Annotated in this window: 11 protein-coding genes and 1 pseudogene; 2 read left to right on the top strand and 10 right to left on the bottom strand. The window is 59.6% G+C overall.

Translation table 11 applies throughout. The features are described 5' to 3' along the window. Positions 1–98: 98 nt before the first annotated feature. From BMW74_RS03355 to BMW74_RS03325, 7 genes and pseudogenes are all read right to left on the bottom strand, one after another. The gene (locus BMW74_RS03355; RefSeq protein WP_093413659.1) at positions 99–818 is read right to left on the bottom strand and encodes an ATP-binding cassette domain-containing protein; all 720 of its coding nucleotides are present in this window, start codon (positions 816–818) and stop codon (positions 99–101) included. Beyond that, positions 818–1,561, bottom strand: coding sequence for an ABC transporter permease (locus BMW74_RS03350; RefSeq protein WP_093413657.1), 744 nt, complete (start codon positions 1,559–1,561; stop codon positions 818–820). The genes BMW74_RS03355 and BMW74_RS03350 overlap by 1 nt, the downstream gene beginning before the upstream one ends. Before the next feature lie 541 nt (positions 1,562–2,102). Continuing rightward, positions 2,103–2,243 (bottom strand): annotated as a pseudogene (locus tag BMW74_RS25370) (PIG-L family deacetylase); the annotation flags it as partial. Positions 2,244–2,249: 6 nt separating this feature from the next. Beyond that, positions 2,250–3,275 (bottom strand): alpha/beta fold hydrolase, encoded by a 1,026-nt coding sequence (locus BMW74_RS03340; protein ID WP_093413654.1) that lies wholly within the window; start codon positions 3,273–3,275, stop codon positions 2,250–2,252. A gap of 352 nt (positions 3,276–3,627) precedes the next feature. Next, a complete protein-coding gene (locus tag BMW74_RS03335; RefSeq protein ID WP_093413652.1) occupies positions 3,628–4,062 on the bottom strand; it encodes a YqaA family protein in 435 nt (144 codons plus the stop codon). Beyond that, positions 4,062–4,508 carry a DUF411 domain-containing protein gene (locus BMW74_RS03330; protein WP_093413649.1) on the bottom strand — a complete coding sequence of 149 codons (447 nt, stop codon included), beginning with the start codon at positions 4,506–4,508 and terminating at the stop codon, positions 4,062–4,064. Before BMW74_RS03330 ends, BMW74_RS03335 begins: the two co-directional genes overlap by 1 nt. Before the next feature lie 34 nt (positions 4,509–4,542). Further along, positions 4,543–5,436, bottom strand: a complete 894-nt coding sequence (locus tag BMW74_RS03325) for a copper resistance protein B (protein WP_175479144.1) — start codon at positions 5,434–5,436, stop codon at positions 4,543–4,545. Between the two features lie 99 nt (positions 5,437–5,535). Between BMW74_RS03325 and BMW74_RS03320 the strand changes: the two genes are divergently transcribed. Next, positions 5,536–5,724, top strand: a complete 189-nt coding sequence (locus BMW74_RS03320) for a hypothetical protein (RefSeq protein ID WP_093413643.1) — start codon at positions 5,536–5,538, stop codon at positions 5,722–5,724. 18 nt (positions 5,725–5,742) lie between these two features. On the opposite strand, the gene BMW74_RS03315 is transcribed toward BMW74_RS03320, so the two are convergent. The 3 genes from BMW74_RS03315 to BMW74_RS03305 all read right to left on the bottom strand — a co-directional run bounded on the left by BMW74_RS03315 (position 5,743) and on the right by BMW74_RS03305 (position 16,198). Further along, on the bottom strand, positions 5,743–6,123 hold the full coding sequence (locus tag BMW74_RS03315; RefSeq protein ID WP_093413640.1) for a fe2+ zn2+ uptake regulation protein: 381 nt from the start codon (positions 6,121–6,123) through the stop codon (positions 5,743–5,745). Positions 6,124–6,378: 255 nt separating this feature from the next. Then, positions 6,379–11,145: a dermonecrotic toxin domain-containing protein gene (locus tag BMW74_RS03310; RefSeq protein WP_093413637.1), complete on the bottom strand. Its 4,767-nt coding sequence runs from the start codon at positions 11,143–11,145 to the stop codon at positions 6,379–6,381. Positions 11,146–11,395: 250 nt separating this feature from the next. Further along, the gene (locus BMW74_RS03305) at positions 11,396–16,198 is read right to left on the bottom strand and encodes a DUF6543 domain-containing protein (RefSeq protein ID WP_139208361.1); all 4,803 of its coding nucleotides are present in this window, start codon (positions 16,196–16,198) and stop codon (positions 11,396–11,398) included. A 784-nt stretch (positions 16,199–16,982) separates the two neighbouring features. Between BMW74_RS03305 and BMW74_RS03300 the strand changes: the two genes are divergently transcribed. Next, on the top strand, positions 16,983–23,684 hold the full coding sequence (locus tag BMW74_RS03300; protein WP_175479143.1) for a TcdA/TcdB pore-forming domain-containing protein: 6,702 nt from the start codon (positions 16,983–16,985) through the stop codon (positions 23,682–23,684). Positions 23,685–23,741: the final 57 nt, after the last annotated feature.

Here is a 23,741-nt window from a genome sequence, read left to right as displayed (position 1 = left end):
TTTATCATGAGCCCCCAGCGAGTAGACCCGTACAGCCAGGTGAAGCTGTCGCGGTACAGATGGGGTGCAACTGTCCAGTATGTTTGAACGGCTCTGCGTCAGCCTGAATCCGTTGTTTCGGCGGCGGCGCGAACGAATGCCTCATCTAAGGTACGTGCACCGTACTGTTTCATAAATGTTTCTCCTGATCTAAAGGCTTTGAATTGCTGCTGAGTGATCATGTAAAAACTGTCGCAGTTATTCGATACTTCTTCTACGTTGTGCGACGACACGAAAATAGCCATGCCCTCTTTTGCTGCGCCCTGCAGACATCGCCAGATATAGTACCTAAACTCAGGATCCACTCCCGCTGTGGGCTCATCCAATATCACTAAATCGGCTTCAACGGCCAGCAGTGAAAGCGTAAAAAACCAACGTTTTTCACCATAACTGCATACCGAGGATTTTTTTCTCCAGATTTCTTTGTATCGTCCAACAATCTCAGGACACCAAACTCTAAGTTTTTCTATCGCCTGTGCTTGGGTGACGGAGGAGGGCGAGCACAGCAATGTAATCATCCTGAATATATCGAACATGCGCAGTGCTGCTGGAGTCATGATCGTCTGCGAAAGATAGAGTTGGCTTGAAAATTCATGGCGAAGACAACCTTTGTGGACTTCTCTGAGTCCACAAATTATATCGAATAAGGTGGTTTTTCCTGAGCCATTGGGGCCCAATAATCCAGTGATTGAGCCTGAGTTTATCTGCAGGCTGGCGTTGCTGAATAGCCGTTTTTCAGGATAGCCAAAATATAAGGAGTCGATGCTTAATGCGTTCATTAATAGCGACTCCAGATAGGGTTTATTCGCAAATAGAATGCCGTTGCCAGGAAAGTACCCGTAAAGACGACAAGTGTTCCAAAAATCAAAGTTGAGTGTTCTGCAGTGCCCCCAGTCATTATTTGCTTGGCAAGCCATAAGGGGTTGAGCGTGTTTGCAAAGTCTATTGCTGGGTGAGTTTGTCGAGTGCTAAGCAGCCCGAGTACTAACATTGTGAAAGAGCTTATAGAGAATACGGTGTTGGCGTTCTGAAAATTCATGGGCGCTAATGTCAGTAGTGCTCCTGGTATGCAGAACAGTAAGTAGCAGATATAGAATCGGCCGGTGATCGTCCAGTAGTTGCCATTGTCGGTGGTCTCGAAAGAGAAGCGGGTTAGCAGATAAAAGACTGTGCAGTAAATTATGGATATTAATGAATATGATAAGAGTTGGGCGGCGAGAAATATGGCTTTTGCGATAGGTGTGTAGATGAATGAGCGTATAAAGCCGCTTTCACGCCTACCAATGATGTAGAAGGAAAAGCCAAAGAAGGCAACGCTGGAAGAAATATAAGCGTAGAACCATGAGGTATTTTCCAAGTAGTCACTTGTTGTAGGTGAAAGCCCGCCGCGAGAGTAAGTGAGTAAGTAGTAGACAGCTCCCGGTGAAATGATCATCCAAAAGAGTGCGGCGGGCTCTTTGAGTTGCTCCTTGATGAACAGTAGCGATAGCTTAATTATTCTCTGTACCATATGGGTGTGCATGAATCGCCTCCTAACGCCGGGTAATGTTGAATGATGTTCTGAATTAAATGCCAGCAATCTGCTGCGTTCATTTTGCGAGCCTCCGTAGTAGGGATAACTATCGCCGGGCGCGGGTGTTTAGTGATGGTTCTAGGTTTAGTTTGTGAGGGTTTTTATTGCAAGTGCGGTTGGGTTTTGATGATGGGTGGTGTAGGAGGTGTATGTCGCTAAAGTGGGAAATGTCCTGCAAGATATTCGGATGGCTCTGTCTTACGTTTGGATGCTAATTGTTCGGAGGAGGTATGAGTGGAATCTCTTCTTGTTTGTGTTGGCAGCTATCTACTTATTTTACTTATGTTAATTTTGTTCGAAGTGCGGATGTATAGGTTTTTAGTTGTGTAGGGATAAATCAGCAAGATGCCTTATCTTTATGTGAGATAGATGTTGGTTCAGGATTTTTTCTAGGGGGGGAACCGACGAGCGGTCGACGTTCATAGGCCCTGTGCCTTCAAGAGGATTCGATAGGTGCAGAGTTTCTTGCTCGGTGCTGACTGTAATAAGAGGCCAGCGCGTTGTCGTCGAAGCCGCCGCGAATCCACTTCAGGCTGTGCATGGGCAGGCCGAGGCGCCGCAGGGCTTCGACGCTATGTTGGGGACGGAACATGCTCAGGTGTTTCTGTGACCGCAGGTTCGATCCCGGGTAGCAAGGTTAGCGACGGGTGGGGGGCGTGGCCAGCCAGCCCAGCAACGCCTGGTGAAATTGTTCCGGGCGCTCCATTTGGGGGGCGTGGCCCAGGCCCGGGAACTCGACCAGGGTCGATTGAGGGATCAGTTGCGCCACCTGCTTGCCCAGCACCGAGTAGTGGCCGAGCCTGGCCTTGACCTGCGGCGGGGCAATGTCCTTGCCAATGGCCGTGATGTCATCGGTGCCGATCAGCAGCAGGGTAGGCATCTTCAAGTCCTTGAACTCATAGAGCACCGGCTGGGTGAAGATCATGTCGTAGATCAGTGCCGAGTTCCACGCCACTTGTGCCTGTCCCGGGCCCTTGTTCAGGCCAGCGAGCATGTCGACCCAGCGGTCGAACTCGGGTTTCCAGCGCCCGGCGTAGTAGGTGCTGCGCTCGTAGTGGCGGATGCTTTCGGCGTTGACCTTGAGTTCGCCCTCATACCATTGATCTACGGTGCGATAGGGCACGCCGAGGGCTTTCCAGTCTTCCAGGCCAATGGGGTTGACCAGGGCCAGTTGCTCGACCTGGGCGGGGTATTGCAGCGCGTAGCGGGTGGCGAGCATGCCGCCGGTGGAGTGGCCGAGCAGGGTGGCTTTTTGAATGCCGAGCTTGGTCAGCAGGGTGTGGGTGTTGCTGGCCAGTTGCTGGAAGGTGTACTGGTAATGATCCGGTTTGCTGGAGGTGCAAAAGCCGATCTGGTCGGGGACGATGACCCGGTAACCGGCTTCGCTGAGGGCCTTGATCGAACTGTCCCAGGTCGCCCCGCAAAAGTTCTTGCCATGCATCAGCACCACGCTGCGGCCATTGGGCTTGCGATCGGCGGCGATGTCCATGTAGCCCATTTGCAGCGTCTGGCCCTGGGACTGGAAGCTGAAGTGGCGCACGGTGTAGGGGTAGTCGAAGCCTTCCAGTTGCGCACCGTAGGCCGGGCCGTCGGCGTGGGCCAGGGTGGGAACGCTGAAGGCGAGAAACAGGCCGGATAGCCAGGACGCACGAGCGAGGGGCATGGTGGGGCTCCATTGAAAATCGGCTGATGCTGGGACGTGTCGATTAGGGCGACATTAACCACAGGCGGCTGGCTAAGGCCAGTTGGAGTGCATAGACCCGGTGTTCAACCGAGCTAACTGTGGCAGCGGGCTTGGTCGTGATGGCGGTGTGTCAGGCAACCAGGGTGGCGAGGCTGACGGCTTCTTCGCGGGCAAGCCTCGCTCCTACAAGGGATCTGCGGCGAATACAAAGCCGGTGTCTGGCCCAGATCCTGTGGGAGCGAGCCCGGCTTGCCGGCGAGGGCGGTGGGTCAGGCGGCATCGATGTTGGATCGGCCAGCCTCTTCGCGAGTAGCCTCCCAAGGGGGCACTTTTAGCTCATCCACCCCAGGGTCGCCAGGGCCAACACTCCATAACGGGCCCCCTTGGCCAGGGTGACGATCAACAGGAAACGCCCCAGCGGTTCGCGCATTACTCCGGCCACCAGGGTCAGCGGGTCGCCGATGATCGGCAACCAACTGAGCAGCAGCGACCAGTGCCCGTAGCGCTGGTAGTGCTCGCGGGCCCGTGCCAGGTGCGCCGGTTTGACCGGAAACCAGCGGCGATCCTTGAAGCGCTCGATCCCGCGTCCCAGCCACCAGTTCACCAGCGATCCCAGCACATTGCCCACGGTGGCGACCACCAGCAGCAGCCACAGCCAGTGCTGACCGTTGAGCATCAGGCCGACCAGCACTGCCTCGGACTGCATCGGCAGCAGGGTCGCGGCACCGAATGCCGCGAGGAACAGCCCGAGGTAACCCAGCAGCATTACTTGCCCGGGTAGTCGGCGATCACTTCATCGGTGCCGTTCTTGGTCAGGCCGATGACTTGGTAGGCATCGACCACACCGCCCATTTCCATGCCCGGCGAGCCGGTCGGCATGCCAGGAACGGCCATGCCCAGCAGGTCGTCGCGCTTGGCCAGGGCCAGCACTTGCTCGGCCGGGACGTGGCCTTCGACGAACTTGCCGTTGATCACGCCGGTGTGGCACGAGGCCAGGCGCGGGGCAACACCAAGGCGTTGCTTGACTTCGCTCATGTTGGGCTCGACGTGGTCGTTGACCTTGAACCCGTTGTCTTCCAGGTGGGAGATCCAGGCCTTGCAGCAACCGCAGTTGGCGTCGCGGTGGACATCGATGGGAATCAACTCGGCCGCCTGGGCCAGGGAGCTGATGAACAGGGCGCCAAGGGCGGCCAGACGTAATGATGTGTGCATGGGCAATCTCGTTTCATGGGTGTGGATCATCGGCTCAGAACCAGAGCCGCAGGCCGGCGACGAATCGCGCTTCGCTGCGCCTTTCGCCCTCGAGGCCAGTGTAATCGGCGGTGTTGCCGTACGTGCTGCTCCAGGTCACGCCAGTGTAGGGGGCAAACTGGGGGATCACTTCAATCGCGTAGGCGCATACCGGCTTCGGTGTTGGCCAACCCCGGACCGATGCTGCGTCCAGGGTCGTGCGGGTGTAGAAGTTGGCCTCGACGCTGGGCTGAAGGATCAACGGGTTGGTCAGCACGATGCCGTACTCGCCTTGCACGCGGAGCGCATTTTGACCGTTTTCGCCGATGAAGAAGGTTGCTTGTGTTTCAAAATCATACAAAGCCAGGCCTTGCAGGCCAATCGCGGTCCAGGTGTGCGGCGCGCCCGGCTTGAAATCCTGGCGCACGCCGCTGACCACGTCCCACCACGGGCCGATGGCATGGCCCCACAGCGCCTGGACTTGGACTTTTTCGGTGTGGCCATTGCTGCGCTCACCCTCGGCGCGCAGCCATAGCCGGCCGATCTCACCGCCGATCCAGCCGCTCATGTCCCAGGCCAGGGCGCTGCCGTCGTCGGCGTCCTGCGTCAGGCGATTGCGCACGCGAATGGTCACGGTGTCGCCTTCGCGCCAGCGCAGCAAGGGGCCGGGGAGACCACCGTTGATCGTCATGGCATTACGTGGCGTAGCGTTGAAATTGGCCGGTGCTTCGCCGATCCACAGGTCGAACTCGGTGCCCGTCAGCGAGGAGGGCGCTGTATCGGCGCTGATCGCCCAGGTTGTCAGGAAACTGAGGCGAGGATTACAGGTTTGCCAGGCCCCATGGGGGCGCCGGCTGCGCGATGATCGTCGTGAACCTGGGGAGCCAAAATCCTTTATGGGCTGTAACATGGGCTCCCGCTCGCTGCCGCTCATCCTCAAGCGAACGTAGAGATGTGGTGGGCGAGCCGAGACAAACCGGATACATCTCTTCAGGTTCAGGAACCTTCAATGACCCAGTCGCAACGTTTGAAATATTCGATTCTGATCTCCCTGGTGGTCCTGGGGATCATGTTAGGCCTGTCGTACCTGCAGAACGCCGGAATGATCAGCGAGCAGCTGTTCCAGTACGTGGCCATTGGCGTGGCAGTGCTGGTGGTCGTGATCAACGGCGTGATGCGTCGCAAGGTCAAGTCCTGAGCGACGCCAGCACAGGCTTCACGGGTGCGCGTAGAACACGACGGCGGCCTGTGGATGCAGGCTGTAGCTCTTGTCCGGGTTCAACTCAAGCACCCCTTCGCTGCACAGTCGCTTGAGCACTTCGCGCACGCTGAGAAAGGACAAGGGAATGTCCAGCTCCAGCAGCTGCGTGTGCACGCCGCGCACGCCCAGCGGGTGCCCGGCTTCACTGGCCGTCAGTAGCGCGTCAATGACTTTCAGGCGGATCAGACTGGTACGCAGGCCGAAGTGCTTGAGCAACTGACGGATACGTTCGTTACTGTGGTGCTCGGTTTTTTTGTCGAACACGTGGGGATCCCGAGTCAGCGAAGCACCCAGTGGCATAGGGTTACCGTCCGTTGGCAATTGCGAGTTGTACATACAAACACTCCTGTTCAAGGCCTGATCAGCAAAGGTCATGGGCACTCTCATAGGTGATGACGTATGAGCCGCGCCAATGATGAAGCCCAGAATGTAGAAAATTTGTCGATTCCATGTCAGCGGGCGGTGATTCGTGGTTTTTTCCGGGCCGGGCCGGGCAGCGTCCAGCGTGAGCGAGCTCGCCACCGGCTGTTTGTAGGTTGAGACGCCCTTAAGCGAACCGCATTGGCCCCTGGCCAGGCGTTTACACGGGTGTCAGACCGAGGTCTCCCGCGAGTCGAGTCGGCGACCCATCTCACAGATCAGGCGCGTGACCGAGTCGGCATTGCGCAGGATGGTGTCAATCCGGCGAACGGGGGAGGTCGGGTCAAGAAACGCCCGGCGAGCCGCCTCCAGGCTGCGGGTGCCGGTTGCAGACTTGATCGCGGCACGCAATTTTCGGGTGCCCGATAACTCATCAAAGTCCTCCCAGATGCCCTTCTTTTGATTCCAGGACGTAAACAACTCCTCACTCGGTGTCTGTAATGACAACGCCTTGCGCTGGAAGCTTTGCTGCAGGTCTTTGAGTTCACGGTCGGGCGAGGTGTTGGTCGAGATCAGGTCGGTGAACGGTCTTCTGGACTCCAGTGATGCAATGTCAAAGGTGTCGGAAAACAGATGGGTAAATTCATGGATCAATGTGGCGGCTTGCGCGTGGGTCGCGATATCAAAGGGTTCGGTTAGCAGGTTGTCGTACAGACTCAGTTGTTGGTCGAAGAAGTATTGGGTGAAGTGCACCGTTTGTTGTGCGTCTTCACCGACGACAAAGGCGATGATGCCCTCACCCGCGGCTTGAGCGGCGCCGACAACGAAGCGCGAGTGGTCCAGTTGGTCCAGTGTCGGGTCCACCAATGCCTGGCACACCGGGACAATGACCGTCTTGATCTTTTTCAGGAGGGTTTCATCGACCTCCTCGACATCAAAGAACTCTTTGAAGAACGGTTCCAGGCGTGAGTCGACAACGTTGTCTTTCATCATGGCCAGATTGTGCAAGCTGTTGAACGCATAGAACCGTGCCAGGTCCAGGGCCTGCACGATCTGCCTGGCACGGTCCGGATACAGTCGCCGAATGGCGTCCATGCCCCGCGCTTCGACGTTAATGAACTCGCGCACCATGGCCTGGGTCCGGGACTGTTGCCGGTTGCGTAACGTCGACATGGCCTTGCCGAAGTGAACGGTATGCACGTCGGGGTCCAGTGCCCAGCGAGTGCCGGTGTTCTGCACGTACGGTCCTTGATGGTGCTCATTGACGATGCGCGGTGCCACCCGGCGCTTGTCGATTCGGTACACCTTGCCCTCTACGGGGGCATAGTGAAACGCGGTCTTGTCATCGCGAAACGTACCGTCAGCGGCCTGGGTTCCTGACAACACCACGTCGCTGGCCTCGAACGGCTGCAACCGGGTGCGGGCGGGGGCCGTGACGTCGATGGTGTGGTCCTGCGGGGGAGATGCGCTGTGTTCATGCATCACCTTGCCCACCATCGCCAATTGCGCCATGCCGTTGATGAAGCTGTAGAGCGCGGTTTTCCAGTGATGGTCTTGCAGGGCTTCGGCGGACGCCTTGAAGGACGTATAGCTTTGCCAAAGGATCAGTGGAATTGCCAGCTTGCCCGGCAAAAATCGCAGGCCGAACTTGACGCCCGTGGAGAACACGGTCTTGAGCATCTCCCAATCATCGGCTGTGGGGCCATCAGGCTGACGGGCGAGCAGGTGTGACAGCAGTTCGTTGTTGTCGATGAACAACTGGTGCAACAGATTGCCCTCGATGGCATTGGTGCCCAGTTGAATACCGGCCTCGGCGGTGCTGCTCAGCAGGTTTCGGTAAGCAGCCTGGTGCGGGGCCGGCAGTCGTCGGATGACCAGGTCCTGCAACGCGCCGCTCTGGTTGATGGCACGGATCACCTGGGCCTCGCTCTCGTACTCGGCAATGCCCAGTGCCTGGTCGTAAGGCGCATACAGAATCTGCGGGCCGCTCGCGTGTTCGCCAATCAGGTACAGGCCCAGGGTTTTGACCCCGGTGGCGCCTTGGGTGGCGATCAATTCGAGCGGCCGCACGATCGCGTGGGCGCCCGGCACGGTCTTGCGCGCCCGGGCATCCGGCATGTCCAGCACCTGTTGGAGCAAGGCCAGGCCACGCGCCGAGAGTTTTTCCTGGAGCATCAGCGCGTGGGCATGCAGCAGCACCTGCCAGGGCAGTTGCTTGGTGAACCGCCGTTGGCGGGTAGCGAACGAGGTGGCGGTGCTGGCGAGGTTGTCTGTCAGTCGCTGTTGGTAGGCGGTGGTGATGTTCAACTGGCGAATCAGTTGCCTGATTGCGGGCAGATCGAGGCCCGAGGGCAAGGCCTGGGAGAGTGCCGAGGTAATGGTGAACTCGATGCCCTGGGTGGCAGGGGCAGGGCTCAACGCAAAATCAGTCAATGTGCGCGCCGTGGCTCCTGCGTCCAGGCGCGGTGTGAGGTAGATCTGCTGCGGATCCAGGGCAACGCCAGGAAAGCGCCGCTGTAGGCGCGTTTGCAGCTGTTCGCGCACGTAGTCAGTGAGCGAAGGGATGTCATGCAGATAGTCTTTGCCGTCTTTGACACTGAGCCGGTACTGCTCCAGCAACTCTGCATGGCGCTGCACGTCGTGACGCGAAGCGGTAGCCAGCCAGATCGGCAGCGACTGTTGAGTGATAATGGCCTCGGCAATCTGTGTTGCCCGCATCAAATTGAGCGCGGTGGGGGCAGATTTGAGCGGCCTGGGATCCGTCAGAGGGTTGGCGTCGGGTACGTTGCGTGAGCGCCAGTATTTTCGCTCGTCCAGGTACTGCTCTATGGCGGATTGCTGGCGATCCTGGAGCAGGTTTCTTTCGATCAGTCGAAAGGCCCCCAGCGTGTAGGCGCAATGTGAATGCACCTGTGAGCGAGGAAGGTTTTCCAGGAGCACAAAGCGCTTTACCTGATCCTGTAGGTATCGATGCAATTGCGCTTTGGCACTGTCGACGGAGCTGAAGGACTCCAGCCCGTTGCCTGGCGTCCACAGGATGACCCGACCTGAGGTGGCCACGTCGAGTCCACCACGCGCCGTCAGCAAAAAGCAGTTGGCCAGCGGTATCAGGTCTGGCTCCTGCGGGCATACAAGGGTCAACGACCAGACATCGGGTCGGAACCCGTTCACCTTACTTCTTTGCAGGCGGGTGGGCTTGTCTGGGTTCAGTGCGCTGTCGATGATGGCTTTCTCATCGGCCTGCAGTGTGTGGGTGAGCAGGCGCAGAATCGCTTCCCCCCGGATGCCGACGGACATGGCATGGGCCAGCTCGGGCTTGATGGACTCCAGGAGCGCTCGTTGTTGTTCGTCGCTGATCGACGCACTGGCGGCGATTTTCAGGTCCAGGGGCGCCTGAACGCTATGAAACTTCTTGATCGACAGCGCGGCTTCCACCACCCGCACGATCGAAGGGCGATCGGCGCCTGGACTGGCCGGTCCGGTGTGCCATCGCGTGCTGGCCGGGGCCTGGAGCAAGTGGTTGTCAAACAGGCTGCGGACATCCAGTGCCTGATCGAATACGCCCTGGAGATCAAAGACCGCGTCACTGTTTCGGCACGTCTGCAGCGCGTAGACAATGTTGTCTTTGTGCTTGGCGATGATGGCATCGACCAGCTCTTGGAAGACCGGGCCGACGATCGGTTCGCCCGACACGTCGGGTTGGTCGAACCCCAGGAAAATATCGCGCTCCCGGAGTGTCAGCAGGCTGTACAGCTCATCTTCGTGTCCGTTGGCTGTCGCCATGGCACTCAGGGTGCGTTTTACATCCTCATCGTTTCTCAGGACCTGTAGACCGCTGTGCTGGGTGTACATATACGCCGTGCAATCACTGATCAGCATCAGGCTGCCAGCCAGCTCCACGAAGTGTTCGGGGTGTTCCCACAGGCGAATTTTTTGCGCCTGCAGCGCACTCGGGCGCTTGTCGAGGTCGAGCAGGGCGGTCAATGCCTGACTGTGCGTGGGCGTGATGATCGCGTCCTGACGTTTGAGCAACAGGTCCATTCGAGCCTTGTCACTCATGGCTTGGGCAAACAGTCGCCGGCGCGAAAGACCCTGGCTGGCGTCTGCGGCCCAATACGCTTGAAGCAAATAGATGAGCATCGAGGGTAAATGGGCTGAAATGAAGGTGAGTGCGTTTTCCCACTGTTGCTGGTGTACCGGGTCGTGTGTGGCGCTGACCTGTTGTGGATGGGCGTACTGGCGAACCAACGTGATCGGCCACGTTGGATGCAGGTAACTGCGCAGGAGTGCATCAGCCAGCGGCTCTGGATCCACGGGGTGACGGGTGGCGGAGGGGGAGGGGGAGGATGGGTCAGTCGATGGGGGTTCAGGCCAGTAGCTGACGCGCGTGTAGCGTTGATCCAGCCCGGGAAAGTGCTGGCTGAGCGCACTGTTGAACAACTGATTCAACATCGTCGTCAGGGTGGGCAACCGATCCAATTGATCGCGCATCAGCGTGACATTGCGCCGATGGCTCTGCTGCAGCGCTTCGAGTTGGTGTACGAAGACCTGGCCGTCGATGAGGTGTCGGGTCAGGGTGAACGAGGTGCGGTTATCCAGGGCGGTGCGTCGGTCAATGGGCAGGAAACTCAACAGGTCCACGCGTGCGGTTGTATCTTGCAGGGTCGCGCTCACTGCCTGTATCAGCGTCGGCAGGTCATCGAATTTGAGCAGGCCACCGTAGGGCGTATACAACACGGCGCCTTGATCTACCGGCGTTGGGTGCAGGATGAAACTGCCCGTCAACGGCTCGGGGGGGCCGTCGGCGATGGTCAGCGCAAGGCTTTCGACCACCATCGGATGGACTTGCGACGAGCGCAGCAGGTGGCTGGCCAGTTCAACGTTGCGTAGCCAGGCAAGGTCCATGAGGCTGAACGACATGGCCCGCAGCCTGGGGCTCAGTACCTTGATGTCTTGCAGGGCTTCAGGAAAAAACAGTGGAAGGGGGGCGTCGGGCATTGTGGTTACCTGCGGATGGAGTGACCCTGGGCGTCGTGCCGGAGAGGGCTCAACGCTAAGGGCGCGGGTAACGGCAGGGGCGGTAGATAGTTACTCCAGGTGCGAAAAGACACGCCTGTGCACGTAATGCTGTTCACTCAAGGGCGTCCCGCCGAAGCAGAACACCTGTGGCGAGCGAACGTGCTCGCCACAGGTGGTTTACAGGTCGAGAAGCATTACGCCTGTGCACGGCGCCTGCGTGTCCAGTGCTTCAATCGTCCTGCGCAGGTGAGTCGAGTTGGCGCCCCATCTCGCAGATCAGCCGCGCGATAGAGTCGGCGTTGTGCAGGATGACCTCGATCCTTCGGTCAGCCGACGCCCGGTCGCGAAACACCCGGCGAGCGCCGATCATGCTGTCGGTGCCGGTGATGCGCTTGATCTTGTCGCTCAGGGGGCGGGTCATCGCCAACTCGTCAAAACTCTCCCATTGCTCACGTTCACTGTGCCAATAGGCAAACAGTTCGTCGCGCGGCGTGCGCATGGACAGTGCCTCGCGCTGGAACTTCTGCTGGGCCTCTTTCAACTCGCGGTTGTGCGGGGAAACCGTGGAGATCAGATCACTGAACGGTCGCCTGGCCTCCACCCCGGCAATGTCGATGGCCCCGCAGACCAGGTGAGCGAACTCATGGATCAGGGTCGACGCCTGGGCGTGGCCGAGGACATCGAAGGGCGCTGTCAGCGCTTGGGTGTAGTGCTCCAGGCCCTGTTCGAAGAAGCGCTCGGTGAAGTGCACTTTTTGCTGTTGATCCTCGTCCAGCACAAACGCGATCAAGCCTTCATCGGGAAACCGGTTCGAGCCGACGACAAAGCGGCGGTGGTCCAGTTGGTCCAGCGTGGGGTCTACCAGTGCCTTGCACAGGGGGATGATGGCGTTACCGATCTTTTGCAGGGTGGCGGTGTCGATAACCGCGACATCGAACAGCTCCTTGAGAAACCCATCCAGGCGAGTGCCCACGGTGCCGGTTTTCAACTGTGCCAGATTGTGCAGGCTGTTGAAGGCATAGAACCGCGCCAGGTCCAGCGCCTGGATAATCAGCCGGGCTCTTTCCGGGAACAGGACGCGGATCTGCTCCATCCCCCGGGCTTCGACGTTGATGAACCGATGCGCGACGGTGTGCGCCTGGTAGCGGTTCTGCATACGCGACATGGCCTTGCCGAAGTGCACCGTTTGCGCGCCGAGGTCCAGCACCCATTGGGCCGCGTTGTTCTGCACATAGGGGCCTGCGTGTTGATCAATCACCAGACGGGGGGCCGCCCCGGATTGATCGACACGGTAGACCTTGCCCTGGACCGGGACGTAGGTGCGCCAGGTCTTTGCGTCCAGGTAGGTGCCATCGGCACGTTTGGGGCCCAGGTTCTTGAGCTCGACATCAATGGCTTCAAACGGCTGCAACAGGCTACGTTGCCCCGAGGTTGGATCGATCGTGCCGAGGTCGTCGACAACCGCCGCGGGCTTGAGCGCGGCACCCTCGCCAGTGACCGGTAGCGGGGTAAGGCTGGCGGGTTCGCGCAGTTGCTTACCGATCGCCAACATCCGGGCGACGCCATTGATGAAGTTGCCGAGCGCGGCCTTCCATTGGTGGTCCTGAAGGGCCTGGGCCGAGGCCTCGAACGCGGTGTAGCTGTTCCATAGCAGGCGCGGTATCGCCAGTCTTCCGGGGAGAAACTCGCTGGTGTACTTGATACCTTGGGTGAACAACGCACTGAGCGCGCTCCAGTCGGCCTGCGCGCTGCGCTCGGTTTGACTGCCGAGCATGTGGATCAACAGCTCTCGGTTGTCATTGAACAGGGTCAACAGAAAGTTGCCATCGATGGCCTGGTTCGCCAGGCGAATGTCGCTGCTGGAATTGCCCTCCAGCAGGTTGCGATACAGGGCTTTGTAGGGATCGAGCAGCCGTCGGATCAGCAGTTCCTGGACCGGCCCCGGGAAGTGAAATGCATCAATCAGGCTCGCTTCGTTTTCCACTTCGAGGAGCCCCAGGTGCTTGTCGTAAGGCGCGTATAGCACCAGCGGACCGTGCCCGCCGGCTGCGCCAATCAGGTACATTCCCAGCGTCTTGGCCACGCCTGCCCCTTCGGTGGCGATCAACGCCAGGGGCCGGACGATGGCGTTGGCCCCGGCGACGGTCTTGCGGGCCAGCGCGTCGGGCATGTGCAGCACCTGCTGGATCAGCGCGAAACTGGCTTGTGAGAGTTTGCCCGACAGCTTGAGTTCGTGGGCGTGCAGCAGCAGTTGCCAGGGCAGTTGCTTGACGAAATACACCAGCCGTTGCGCCAGGCCTGTTGCACCGTCGGCCAATGTGGCCTGGATCAACTGGCGGTAAGCGGTCTTGATGTCCAGTTGCAGCAACAGCTTTTTGACCTCCTGGGCATTGAAGTCGACCGGGAGTCTCTGGCTGATGGCAGAGGCCAGCGTGAACCCAATGTTTTGCCAGACATGGGCCGGTGCCAGGGCGAAGTCGGTCAAGGTCTGTGCCGGGCCGGCCAGCTTCAGGTCCGGGATGACCTGTATCCGGTCGGGATCGAGGCCCATGTGCGGAAACCGTTCCGCCATCAGTGCACGCAGGCGCTCGCGGACATAATCGGCAAACGGTTGGAGGCCATGCAGATAGTCTTCATTGCGCCAGACGCTGTGGCGCAACTGCTCCAGTTGCTCGACATGGTGCTGCACCTCGTCATCAGGTGCCGCGCCGAGCCAGGTAGGCAGGGTGTGCTTGCGAATGATTCCTTGCGCCATCAATGTGGCGCGCTGCAGGTTGAGGGGCGACTGCAGATGGCCGGACACCTCAGACGCCGCGGGCAAGGTCTGGGTACGCTGGTGTTGGCGGTCGGCCAGGTACTGGTCAATGGCCGTTTGTTGGCAATGCTCCGGCAGGCCACCTTCAATCAGGCGCAACGGCCCCAGGGTGTAGGCCTGGTGGGCGTGGCAGTGGGGCTGGGAGAGGTTTTCCAGGAGTAACAGGCGTTGCGCGCTGTCTGACAGCCTGCGGCCCATCTCGGTCTTGAAGGCGTGCAGGCTGTCGAACACCTCTAACCCGCGCCCTGGCGTCCACAGGATCGCCCGGCCCGAATGGGCTTCGTCCAGCCCGCCGCGTTCCGTCAGCAAATAACAGTTGGCCAGGGGGCGTGGGGGCGACTCCCCCGAGCATTCGATGCTCAACGAAAAGGCATCGGGACGAAACCCGTGCAGCGCCAACCGCTGTTGGCGGGTGGGCTTGTCCGGGTTGAGCACAGTGTCGATGATCGACTGTTCGTCGTTGTCAGGCCCCCGGGTGAGTGTGCGCAGGTTGGCTTCCGTGCGAATGCCGAGCGCCATGGCGTGGCCGAGATCGGCCTTGAGCCCCTCCAGAAACCGCCGTTGCTGCGTCAGGTCATCTGTCGGCTGGGCAGCGGTTTTTGCGGCGATGGCCGACTGCACCCGCTGCAGAATCACCAGCTGTTGCTTGACCTGGTCAGCCACCAGGATGGAAGGACGGTACTCCCCGGCAACCAGTGGCCGGGTGCTCCAGCGCGGGGTGGTGCTTGCGGCTGGCAGGTCGCAGTCGAGCATGCCCCGCACATCCAGCGCCTGATCGAACAAGGCATGCAGGTCGATCGTCCCTTCGCTACTGCGATAGGTGTCCAGGGCATAGGCGATGTTGCTGTATTGCTTGGCAATGATGTCGTCAGCCAGTTGTTTGAACACCGACCCGAACAGCAACTCACCCTGGACCTGGGCGTTGTTGAAGCCCAGGAATAGATTGCGCTCCTGCAGTGCCAGTTGGTTGAACAACCGGTCTTCATGCCCGGCGGCAGTGCTCATGCTGCGCAAGGTCTGCTTGAGGTCCGCGTAATCGTGCAGCACCTGCAGGCCGATGGCCTGGTTGTACAGGTAGGCGCTGGTGCTGTTGCTCAGCATCAAGGTGCAGGCGGGTTCGACGAAGCGTTCGCGGTGCTCCCACAGGCGGACCTTTTCCACGCGCAACTCATCTGGGGTCGACGTGAGCGGGGCGTCGCTGCGCTGGAACTGTACGGCCAACTCCCGGCTTTGCTGGGCGCTGATGATGCCGCCCTGACGCTTTTGCAGCAGGTCGATGTGCGCCTTGTCACCCATGGCTTGGGCGATGAGGTCCCGGCGAGTGCCGGTGGTCGCCACGTCTTCGGCCCAATAGCGGCGTAACAGGCTACCCAGAAACGACGGCAAGCCGGCGGCGAGGGTGCTGACGACACTGTGCCAATGGCGGTTCTGCGCTTGGCTGTCAGCGCCGGCGGGCAGTGAGGGATGGAAAAAATCCACCGCCTGATGGGATGGCCAGCCCTGGTGCAGGTAGACATCCAACAAGGCTTCGGCCAGCGGTTTGGAGCTGATCCAGCGGCGTTGGCTGGCGTCCGATGGGTTGGCTGAAGCATAGTAATTGGCCACGGTGCGGCGCTGATCCACGCCCGGGAAGTAGGCGCCTAGCAGGGTGTCGAGCAACTGATTGAGCATCGCGGTCAGGCTGGGTAACTCATCGAGTTGAGCCTGGATCTGCGCGACGTTGTCACGTTGGCTCTGGGCCAGATCCTGGGCCTGTTGCTCGAAAACCCCCGCCTCGATCAACTCGCCAGCCACGGCAAACGGGGTGCCCACTGCCATGGTGTGGCGCTGGGCAATGGGCAGTAAACGCAGCAGATCGTGACGGGCCTTTTCGTCCTTGAGCGTTCGCTCCAGCGCCAACCAGAGGGTGTCCAGGTTGTCGAACTTGAGCAGGCCGCCGTACGGGGTATACAGCACGGCGTGATCGCCGCCGGGCGCCGGGTACATCATGAAACTGCCCACCAGTGGCACCGGGTCTGCGGTGGCGATCTTCAGCACAATGCGGTCCACGGTCATCGGCGAGTGTTGTGCGCGGCGCTGGGTGTGCGTGGCCAACTCGACGTTGCGCAACCAGGCGAGATCTTCAACGGTGAACGACATCGCGCGCAGTCGGGGGCTGAGTCGTTTTATGTCTTGCAGGGCTTCGGGGAAAAATAGCGCAGCAGGGGAGTCGGTCATGGTGCTTGCCTGAGGTTGAAGCAACGCCTGGGCGCTGCGTGAAGAGACCGCAACGCTAACGCGAAGATCCGGCGCCAGGGCGGTAGATAGTTAACGGATGCCTGTGCCACTCGAACATATGGAGTCCGGCGGGAGCGTTTCCTGCTTAATGTTTTAAATAAACAGCCCAACAGTGAAGCTGCGCTGTTATTTACTGGAGTGTTATGGGTTGTTTCTGTGGAAACTATTTGAACCTGTCCGGGTTTGAATGTTTTATCGCTGCGCATTACTTTTCCTTGCGCCAAACACTGGGCTGGCGAACTTAATGTATTTCGTTAGTGGCTGGGCAAGCCCGAAATGTGCGAGCTATTGCACCACGCTTTTATCGCGTGTGACGTATGCGGTAGCCGTAGATCAAGGAGTGTCGGGGTAGGGCCGCAGCCGATATTTATTCAAGGATGAGTCAATAATGAATGACACTAAGTATGGCGCCGAAAAGCGCAGGGATTTTCTCTCGTCGGCAGAGTTTGCGCAGGTTAAAGACGCGTTAAATGAGTTTTCAAATACCCCGGAATACGCGGCACTTGATCGTTATTATCACGCGGCAGGTCAGGGTGATACGGCAATAGACAAGTTAGGGGCGGTAACGTTATTCCAGGAAACATTTGCGTTCTTGCTTCGACAAAAACGCGTGCCGGCGTCGAGCTTCATCCATCAGTTACACAAGGGGGTTAAACAGTATGCGGGGCGACTGTTCGATACGCTGACTATGTTGTCGGCGGCGCCAGCCCTAGTGCCCAAGATCATGAACTTTGTTTGGGTTGGCGGCAGTGAGGTGGGCCAGATACAGCGCGATTACATGAACATCTGGCGCGAAGTGCTGGCGCCCCACGGCTATACATTCAATCTGTGGTACGACAGTGATGCCGTGCTGGCATTCGAGATGAACCGGGTCATTCTCGACAGTGCCCGGGCCCATGCCATGGAGTCGGGCGGTGATCAGGTGACCGACCCCAAACAATTGTCACGGATGATTGAAGACCGCGCGCGGGTGTTGAAACAGCAAATGTCGGAGTACCTGGATCAGGCCAAGTGGGTTGGCCAGGCTGACGCGGCGCGTATCGACTTGATGGTCCGCGCCTATGGCAAGGATCGTGTGGCACTTGAGGCGTTCCGCCAGCGGTGCCTGGACACGCACCGAGCCATGACCGGCCCCGACCTGCGCTTGCGCGATGTCCAGCATGAGTTCCGCGAACACTTCCTGAGCGATGTCTATCAGCGCGAAGTTGCCCTGCGCGGCAATTTCGCAGCAGCCAGCGATGTCGTGCGCCTGCAGGTCGAAGCGTTGGAGGGCGGGCGTTACACCGACATGGATTATTTGCCCGCGTTGGCGGACACCCTGGGAGGTGTCGATATTCGAGGTTTCAATGAAACTGCCCGGATCGGCGTGTTGCAGGTGTTGCTCAATCATAACGATGCCTTGATGCCTGGCCGGGACCCGCAGCGCTATCCGGACCGAACCGAAAAAATCCCCGCTGAACACAAAGAAACCCTGCTGGCCTTCGCGCGACGTAAACCTGGCCTCAAGGAAATATTTGTCGCCCCGCAGGATAACGTGGCTGCGCCAGATGCGATCCGCTTGGGGACGTCATCGGGTACCCAGACCGCGAGCGAGATGAATGCTCATATGCTGGCCCATCCGGGGAGCGGCATGACCGAGTCCATCATGCAGATGATTCGGATCAATTATGACTGCCTGTATGAGGTGGAGCGGCGCCTGCTCGCGGCGGGCGTCTCTTGGGGCGATGAGCCGCGAGTGAATGGTGTGATTCAGGATGTCATGCGCGATGCCCTGGCACAGGGGCGTCTGACAACCTCTCATCAGGACCGATTGGTTTCCCTGGCCCAGGGAATTGCCGACTATTACCGGGACGGCATCCGTATCGGCGCCCGTGGCACCATCGACCTCACGGGGCCTGGCGCTGCCGATGTGGGCATTCAGCACTACATCGAAGCGCACTTACTGCCCGATCCCGGCAAAACCGTGCGTGCCCGTCTGAAATTGAAGGAGGGGTACAACGTTGCCACCGAAGAGGAGAAAATTTCCGGCTGGACGGTCAATGGCAATCCCGAGGAGTGGCTGGCCAAGGAGCAGGAGAAGTGGACTTTAGGCAAGCTCAAGTCCCGTTACGCCGGCAACCTGTCGGAGTTGTTAAAGGAACAAACCCTGACCTTCAACAAGGGTTGGCCCGTTATCGAGGGCAAACCGGTGTTGCTGACCTCGGTACTGCAAGACTTGCTCGATGATTTGGGAGAGCCCTTCAGGCGTGCGATGAACGACCGCCTCAGTGGTGACGTCACCTTTCACCAGCGTGTGTCCCTGAGCTTCGAGCAGCGTCGGCAAATCCTCGCCCAATCAGCCAGTGACCTGCCGCCATCGGTGGGGGGCGAGACGCTCGGCAACTTGAATGAGGCATTGACTCGCATTGCTGCCGGCAAGCTGCCTGTCGACCAGTTGAGTCCGTTGCACCGCGTGGTGCTTGGGGGGCTGTTCGATGCGCAAACGCTTGACGAGCAAGGGTTCGCCCAGACCTGGGAGCGTACTCACGCGCTGGCCCGCGACACCGAGGATCGAGGCCTGGCCGCTCGATACGAAGCCATTGAAACCCTCTTGCGTGGTGGGCGCGACCCGCGACAGCTCGGTGGCGTGCGCCACACACCTGCCGATGCTGCGCCGGGTGCGCACAGTGCTCGGGTGTTGAAAGCACAGGCCTTTGCCGACCCGTTGAGCGTGCGCCAGTGGCGCGAACACATCGCGCACATCGAAACCGTAGCCAAAGAGGAGTATCGCGCTTCGATCCTGCAACGAGGCGGCCCGGTGCAAAAGCAACTGTTCGAGGCGGGGGCGACGATTGCCAAGCAGTTGCCACAAGACTTGCTGGTACGCGACGCCGGTACACCAGGACGACGCTGTTACCCGCTGGTGTTGGTGATGGCCGCTGCGCTTGAACAGGGTGAAAGCGGCGAACGCGCACTGATCGGCAAGCTGGCCAATGCCAGCCTCTCCCCACGGGACATCGAAACCCGCGCCTTGCTGTCGACACTCGAAGCGTTGCGCAGCATTCCTATGGCCGATCTGGGGGTAAAGCACGGCCAGACGAACCTGGGATCCGTGGCGCAAACCCTTGAGCGTAAAACCACGTCCACGACCTTGATGCTCAATACGGACAATCATTCGTTGTTGATGGCCAAAGTCGTCAGGTCTGGTCAGAGCGCGTATTACTTTTACGATCCCAACTTCGGCCTGTATCGCTTCGCGGCGCTGGAGGCGTTGCACCAAGGGGTCGAGCGCTTCCTGGCAACTGAAAGCATCGCCCGGATCTACGGGGTCAAGGGGGGCGGGGAAGCGACCTTCAACCTGCTGGAACTCAATGGCGCGCGGATTGCCGAGATCGAGTTGGCGTCGCAATCGAACGTCGGGCACTTGCTGCGCAACGAACCGATCGTGGGACAGCGCACGGGTGATGTCTGGCAACATCACGCGGCATTGAGTGTGCGCTCGTTGTCGGAAAACGCCCGGTTGGGTAATGGGTTGGCGCTGCTGGATGCTCAAGCGTGGGCACACCAGATTGAAAGCGCCACCCACCGACTGCAGACCCAGCATCAACTCAGCCGGGACTTTGTGCCGATGTTCGAGTCAATGAAAAAAGGGGCGGGGGGGCAAACTGAGATCACGTTGATCAATGCCCGGGATCCTGAGCAGACCCGCACGGTCGTGGCCGAGGATGAACGCCTGCAAAAGATCAACGCCCATCTGAGCGAGGCCTACAAGGCGCTGGCGGTCAAGGCGCCACGTCCCGAGGACCCGACCCATGCCGACGCGGTGCATACCCTCAATGCCGGCTTTGCCATCCAGGCGCTGCTGTTTGCCCTGAAGGATCGGGAACTGGCCGATCAAGACAACGGCTCGACGGCCTTGACCTCCGCCGTTCGCCTGCATGGCTACTTGGCGTATGCGCAACTGACGCACGGTGTTGCGGTGGATGTCGTGCAGGTGGTGAATCTGGCACGCCACGTGTTTACCGACAGCCTGCTGGTCGCCAGAACGACCGAGGCAGTGGTATTCAACGCCCTGGGGCATGTGGCCAATGAAGTCGCCGGTGGCGTACTGCAACTGGCGGCGGTAGGGTTTGATATCTACCTGTTGGCTCATGCCGAAAATGACACGCAGCGCGCGCAGTTCGCCACGCAACTGGCATTTGACTCGGCCAGCGTGTTGCTCGGGGTGGGAGGGCTTGGGGCCACTTATTTAGGGGCTGGCACGGCGGCTGCCTTCCTGGGCGGTGCCAGTGTCATCCTGGGGGGGCTGGCCATTGGCATCGGCGCGCTGGTCCAAGGATTCAGCGGGATCCTGGAACAGGCCCGACAGGTTGGCGACTACCTCAATCACCTGGCCAAAGCCTACCGTACCGGCGGCTACTCGAGCGTTGATGATGCCTTCAGCGCCAACCCCTATGCCGTGATTACGCTGCTTGACCTGAACAATCGCAGGATTGAACTCGCGAGCCAGGAAATCTATGGCGCCTTCACCAGTGCGCTGCATCCGCCGCACGGCAATCCGGATCGCTCGAAAGCGCTCAACATCCGCCAGTCGCTCCAGTATCCAGCGATCAGGGCCATCACCGAGGCCACCCCGTTCGAGTCGGTGGTGCTGCCGTGTGCGCCGCGCTGCTGCCTTGGCTTTGGCTACAAGGCACTGCCGTTCGCGACCACCCGCCACGAGCATTTCGAAACGGCGCTCAAACTTGAGTACAACAGTGACGGGATACGCCAGTTCTGGTTCAGTTTTTATCGGTTTCCCACCGAGTACGTGCTCAATGAACTGGTGAGCAATTATGAGCCGACGACGATTACGGTCGTGCTGGAGGACAGCAACCGTTTTCTCCACGTACCGACGTTGCCCAGGGAGATACACGGTTACCTCTCCTATGACATTCAAGGCGTTGGCGGGCAATGCACGGTGACGTTGGCCGAAGGGGTGAAGGTGATGACGCTCAGCTCACGCTCTGGCATGCCTTCGATGTCTTGGGCGCTGAGTGCTACCTGGCTGAATGAAGTACAGGTCAGGGTTGAGGGTGACCGGCTGCAGTTGGGCACGACGCAGGTGCAGGTCCCTGATCAGACGACTGTCCACCTGCAACTGGCGCAGCAGTCCTATCAAGTGGACTGGGGGCAGGGCGCGTTGTTGATCACTGAGATCGAGGTCGACTCCGGCAAGCAGGTGGCGGGTGCACTTGAAGTGGCCCGCGACCTGGCTCGTCACCATCGTCTGGCCGGGCGCTACACCCGCGTTCACAACGTGCTTGTCCCCTATGGCGATCCGCTCCAGCCGATCTACACCACGGCCCATTACGATCGCATCGAAGACCGCTTGCTGTATGTACACGGCCTGGCACCGGCGTTTGAGGCGTCTGCATGCCTGGGCGCAAAGGTGGGCCAGGACGCGTTTTACTACGTCCCCGACGAGGTACTGATCTGGCGCGCCAATGCCATTACCGGGCAGGTCAATCGGATCTACCGCTTGATGGATCCCGTCTCGGGTTCAAGGATTTCGACGTTCCAGGCACTTGGCGAAGGGTTGATACGCATTGTTCAGAAAGTCGAACTGCGCGACGGCAGCCACATGAAGATGACGTACCTGCTTGGTGCCAATGAGCTTTCGTTGCTCGCGGTCACCGGCAAGCTGACGGAACGCCAGGTCTCTATGTTGCAGCGCAAGCATGTGGTTTCCCTGGCAAACTTTTTCTGGGATTACGAGCTGATGGTCCGCGACCAGAAACTGGCGCCTTTCGACGCGGTGAGTGTTGTCGACTACCAGGGCAATGCCCTGACCCAGATCAACTATTTTGAGACGGACGCCAGCGTCCCCAGCAGCCTCTGGTTGCGTCGTGACGATGGGCTGATCGTTCGCCCGCACCTACCAGCGGACGGGGAAAAATCAGGCAGCCGCAACCTGGTTCTGCTCAATACCCATGAGGCTGATGGCGATACCTTCCTGTTCTACGATCAAGCCCGGCGCAGCCTATATCGGCAACGGGTCAACGCGCAGGACGAACCTGCGGTGAACATGCTGCCTGAAGAGGTGACAGAGGTCTTTTTCCAAGCGCCACGCCACATTGCGCTGACTCAGAGTGGCATGCTGTTTCAATTGGACACGCACGATGACGCACGCTTGATCGGTTTGAACCAGGACTGGTTGGCCCAGGCCGAATACACCGATGACAGGGGCTTTCAATGGTGGAAGTGGGTGCTTGTGGTGGCCCGCGAGTTCGCAGCCGATGGCTTTGAGGTCTACGGGCTGAAAAATGTGCCGGGCAACGCACACCTGAGTGTCTGGTGCCTGGACGGTCGGTTATTGATCGCCGACACCGGAACGGATCATGCCGTGCGCCTATTGACGCAGACGCCGGACAAAACAGCCGCCTGGCTATGGGACGCGGTCACTGGCCGGGTCTATCGCCAACCCTTTATGGCCATCGAGGACTTCCCGGCCGCGTTTGCCAATGGCAGACAATTGCTTCGCCAGGACAGCGTCCCAGCCTGGCGCGAAGTGGCCCCTTCGTGGTCGTTCACCCAGGTGCTGCAGGACGATCCCGGCTTGCGCGGCTTGAGCCGTGAGCGTGTGTGGGTCGAACTGCGAGATGACGTCCCGCCGCGTGTTGTCGGGGTTGAGGGCGATTACCTGCATGCCCTGGGCAGCAGCAAGGAACGCGAGGAAAAGCTCAGGGCATTGGTGGCCAGTCATGAGCATCGCGACGTGTTGAGCGCCGGTCGGATCGATGACCTCTTCACCTGGTATGACGTGCGCGCCGCCCGCCTGCTCAGCTCGACGGTAGCAAGCCAAGGGCGTTGGCCCGTGTACTTGGGTGCCCGCGATGGTGAGACACCCCTACTGCATGAACCGCTCAATCATCAGCTGTTCAGCAACCGCAACGGTGTCTGGTGGATGCCGGAGCATGACGTCTGGGGCTATGCCGGCACGGCGCGGCGCGAGGCGCAGGTGCTGAGCCTGGACAGCCGGGACAGCATTGAGGACCTGCAAGGGTTGATACCCGATGGCGTCACCACACTGGTGTTGGGCTATGCCGATAGGCAGATGCTGTTCCTGGTGTCGTTGGAGGCGTGGTTGCGGCTGGACTGCCTGATTGTTGACTTCCTACGGCTGGAGCCGAAGAAATGTCAGTTGCTATTGCCACTGGAGACCATGGATCAATGGCGAATCATCCTGGCGGGAGGGCACGTGATGCTGACCGATCCGAATGATGGGCGCAGCCTTATCCTGCGTAACGCGCAATCCGCCAGTACGCTGGCAAGGCAAATGCTCACACTGTTTATCGATGTGTCAGGCAGTGTGAAGATTGTCACCCTTGAACGATTGATGATGGGGCTGACCGAAGGCCCCAGCGTTGAGCTGTCGGCGCAGTTGAACATGACGTCGCCAGCTTAACGGCGGGTTGTGCGGATTGTACCGATCCAGGCTGCGGCACGTGTGAGCCGCAGCCTG

The organism is Pseudomonas sp. ok272, from assembly GCF_900109995.1.
Classification (GTDB): Bacteria; Pseudomonadota; Gammaproteobacteria; order Pseudomonadales; family Pseudomonadaceae; genus Aquipseudomonas.
Note: the sequence above shows the minus strand (reverse complement) of the source record. Positions and strands in the feature narration are given on the sequence as shown.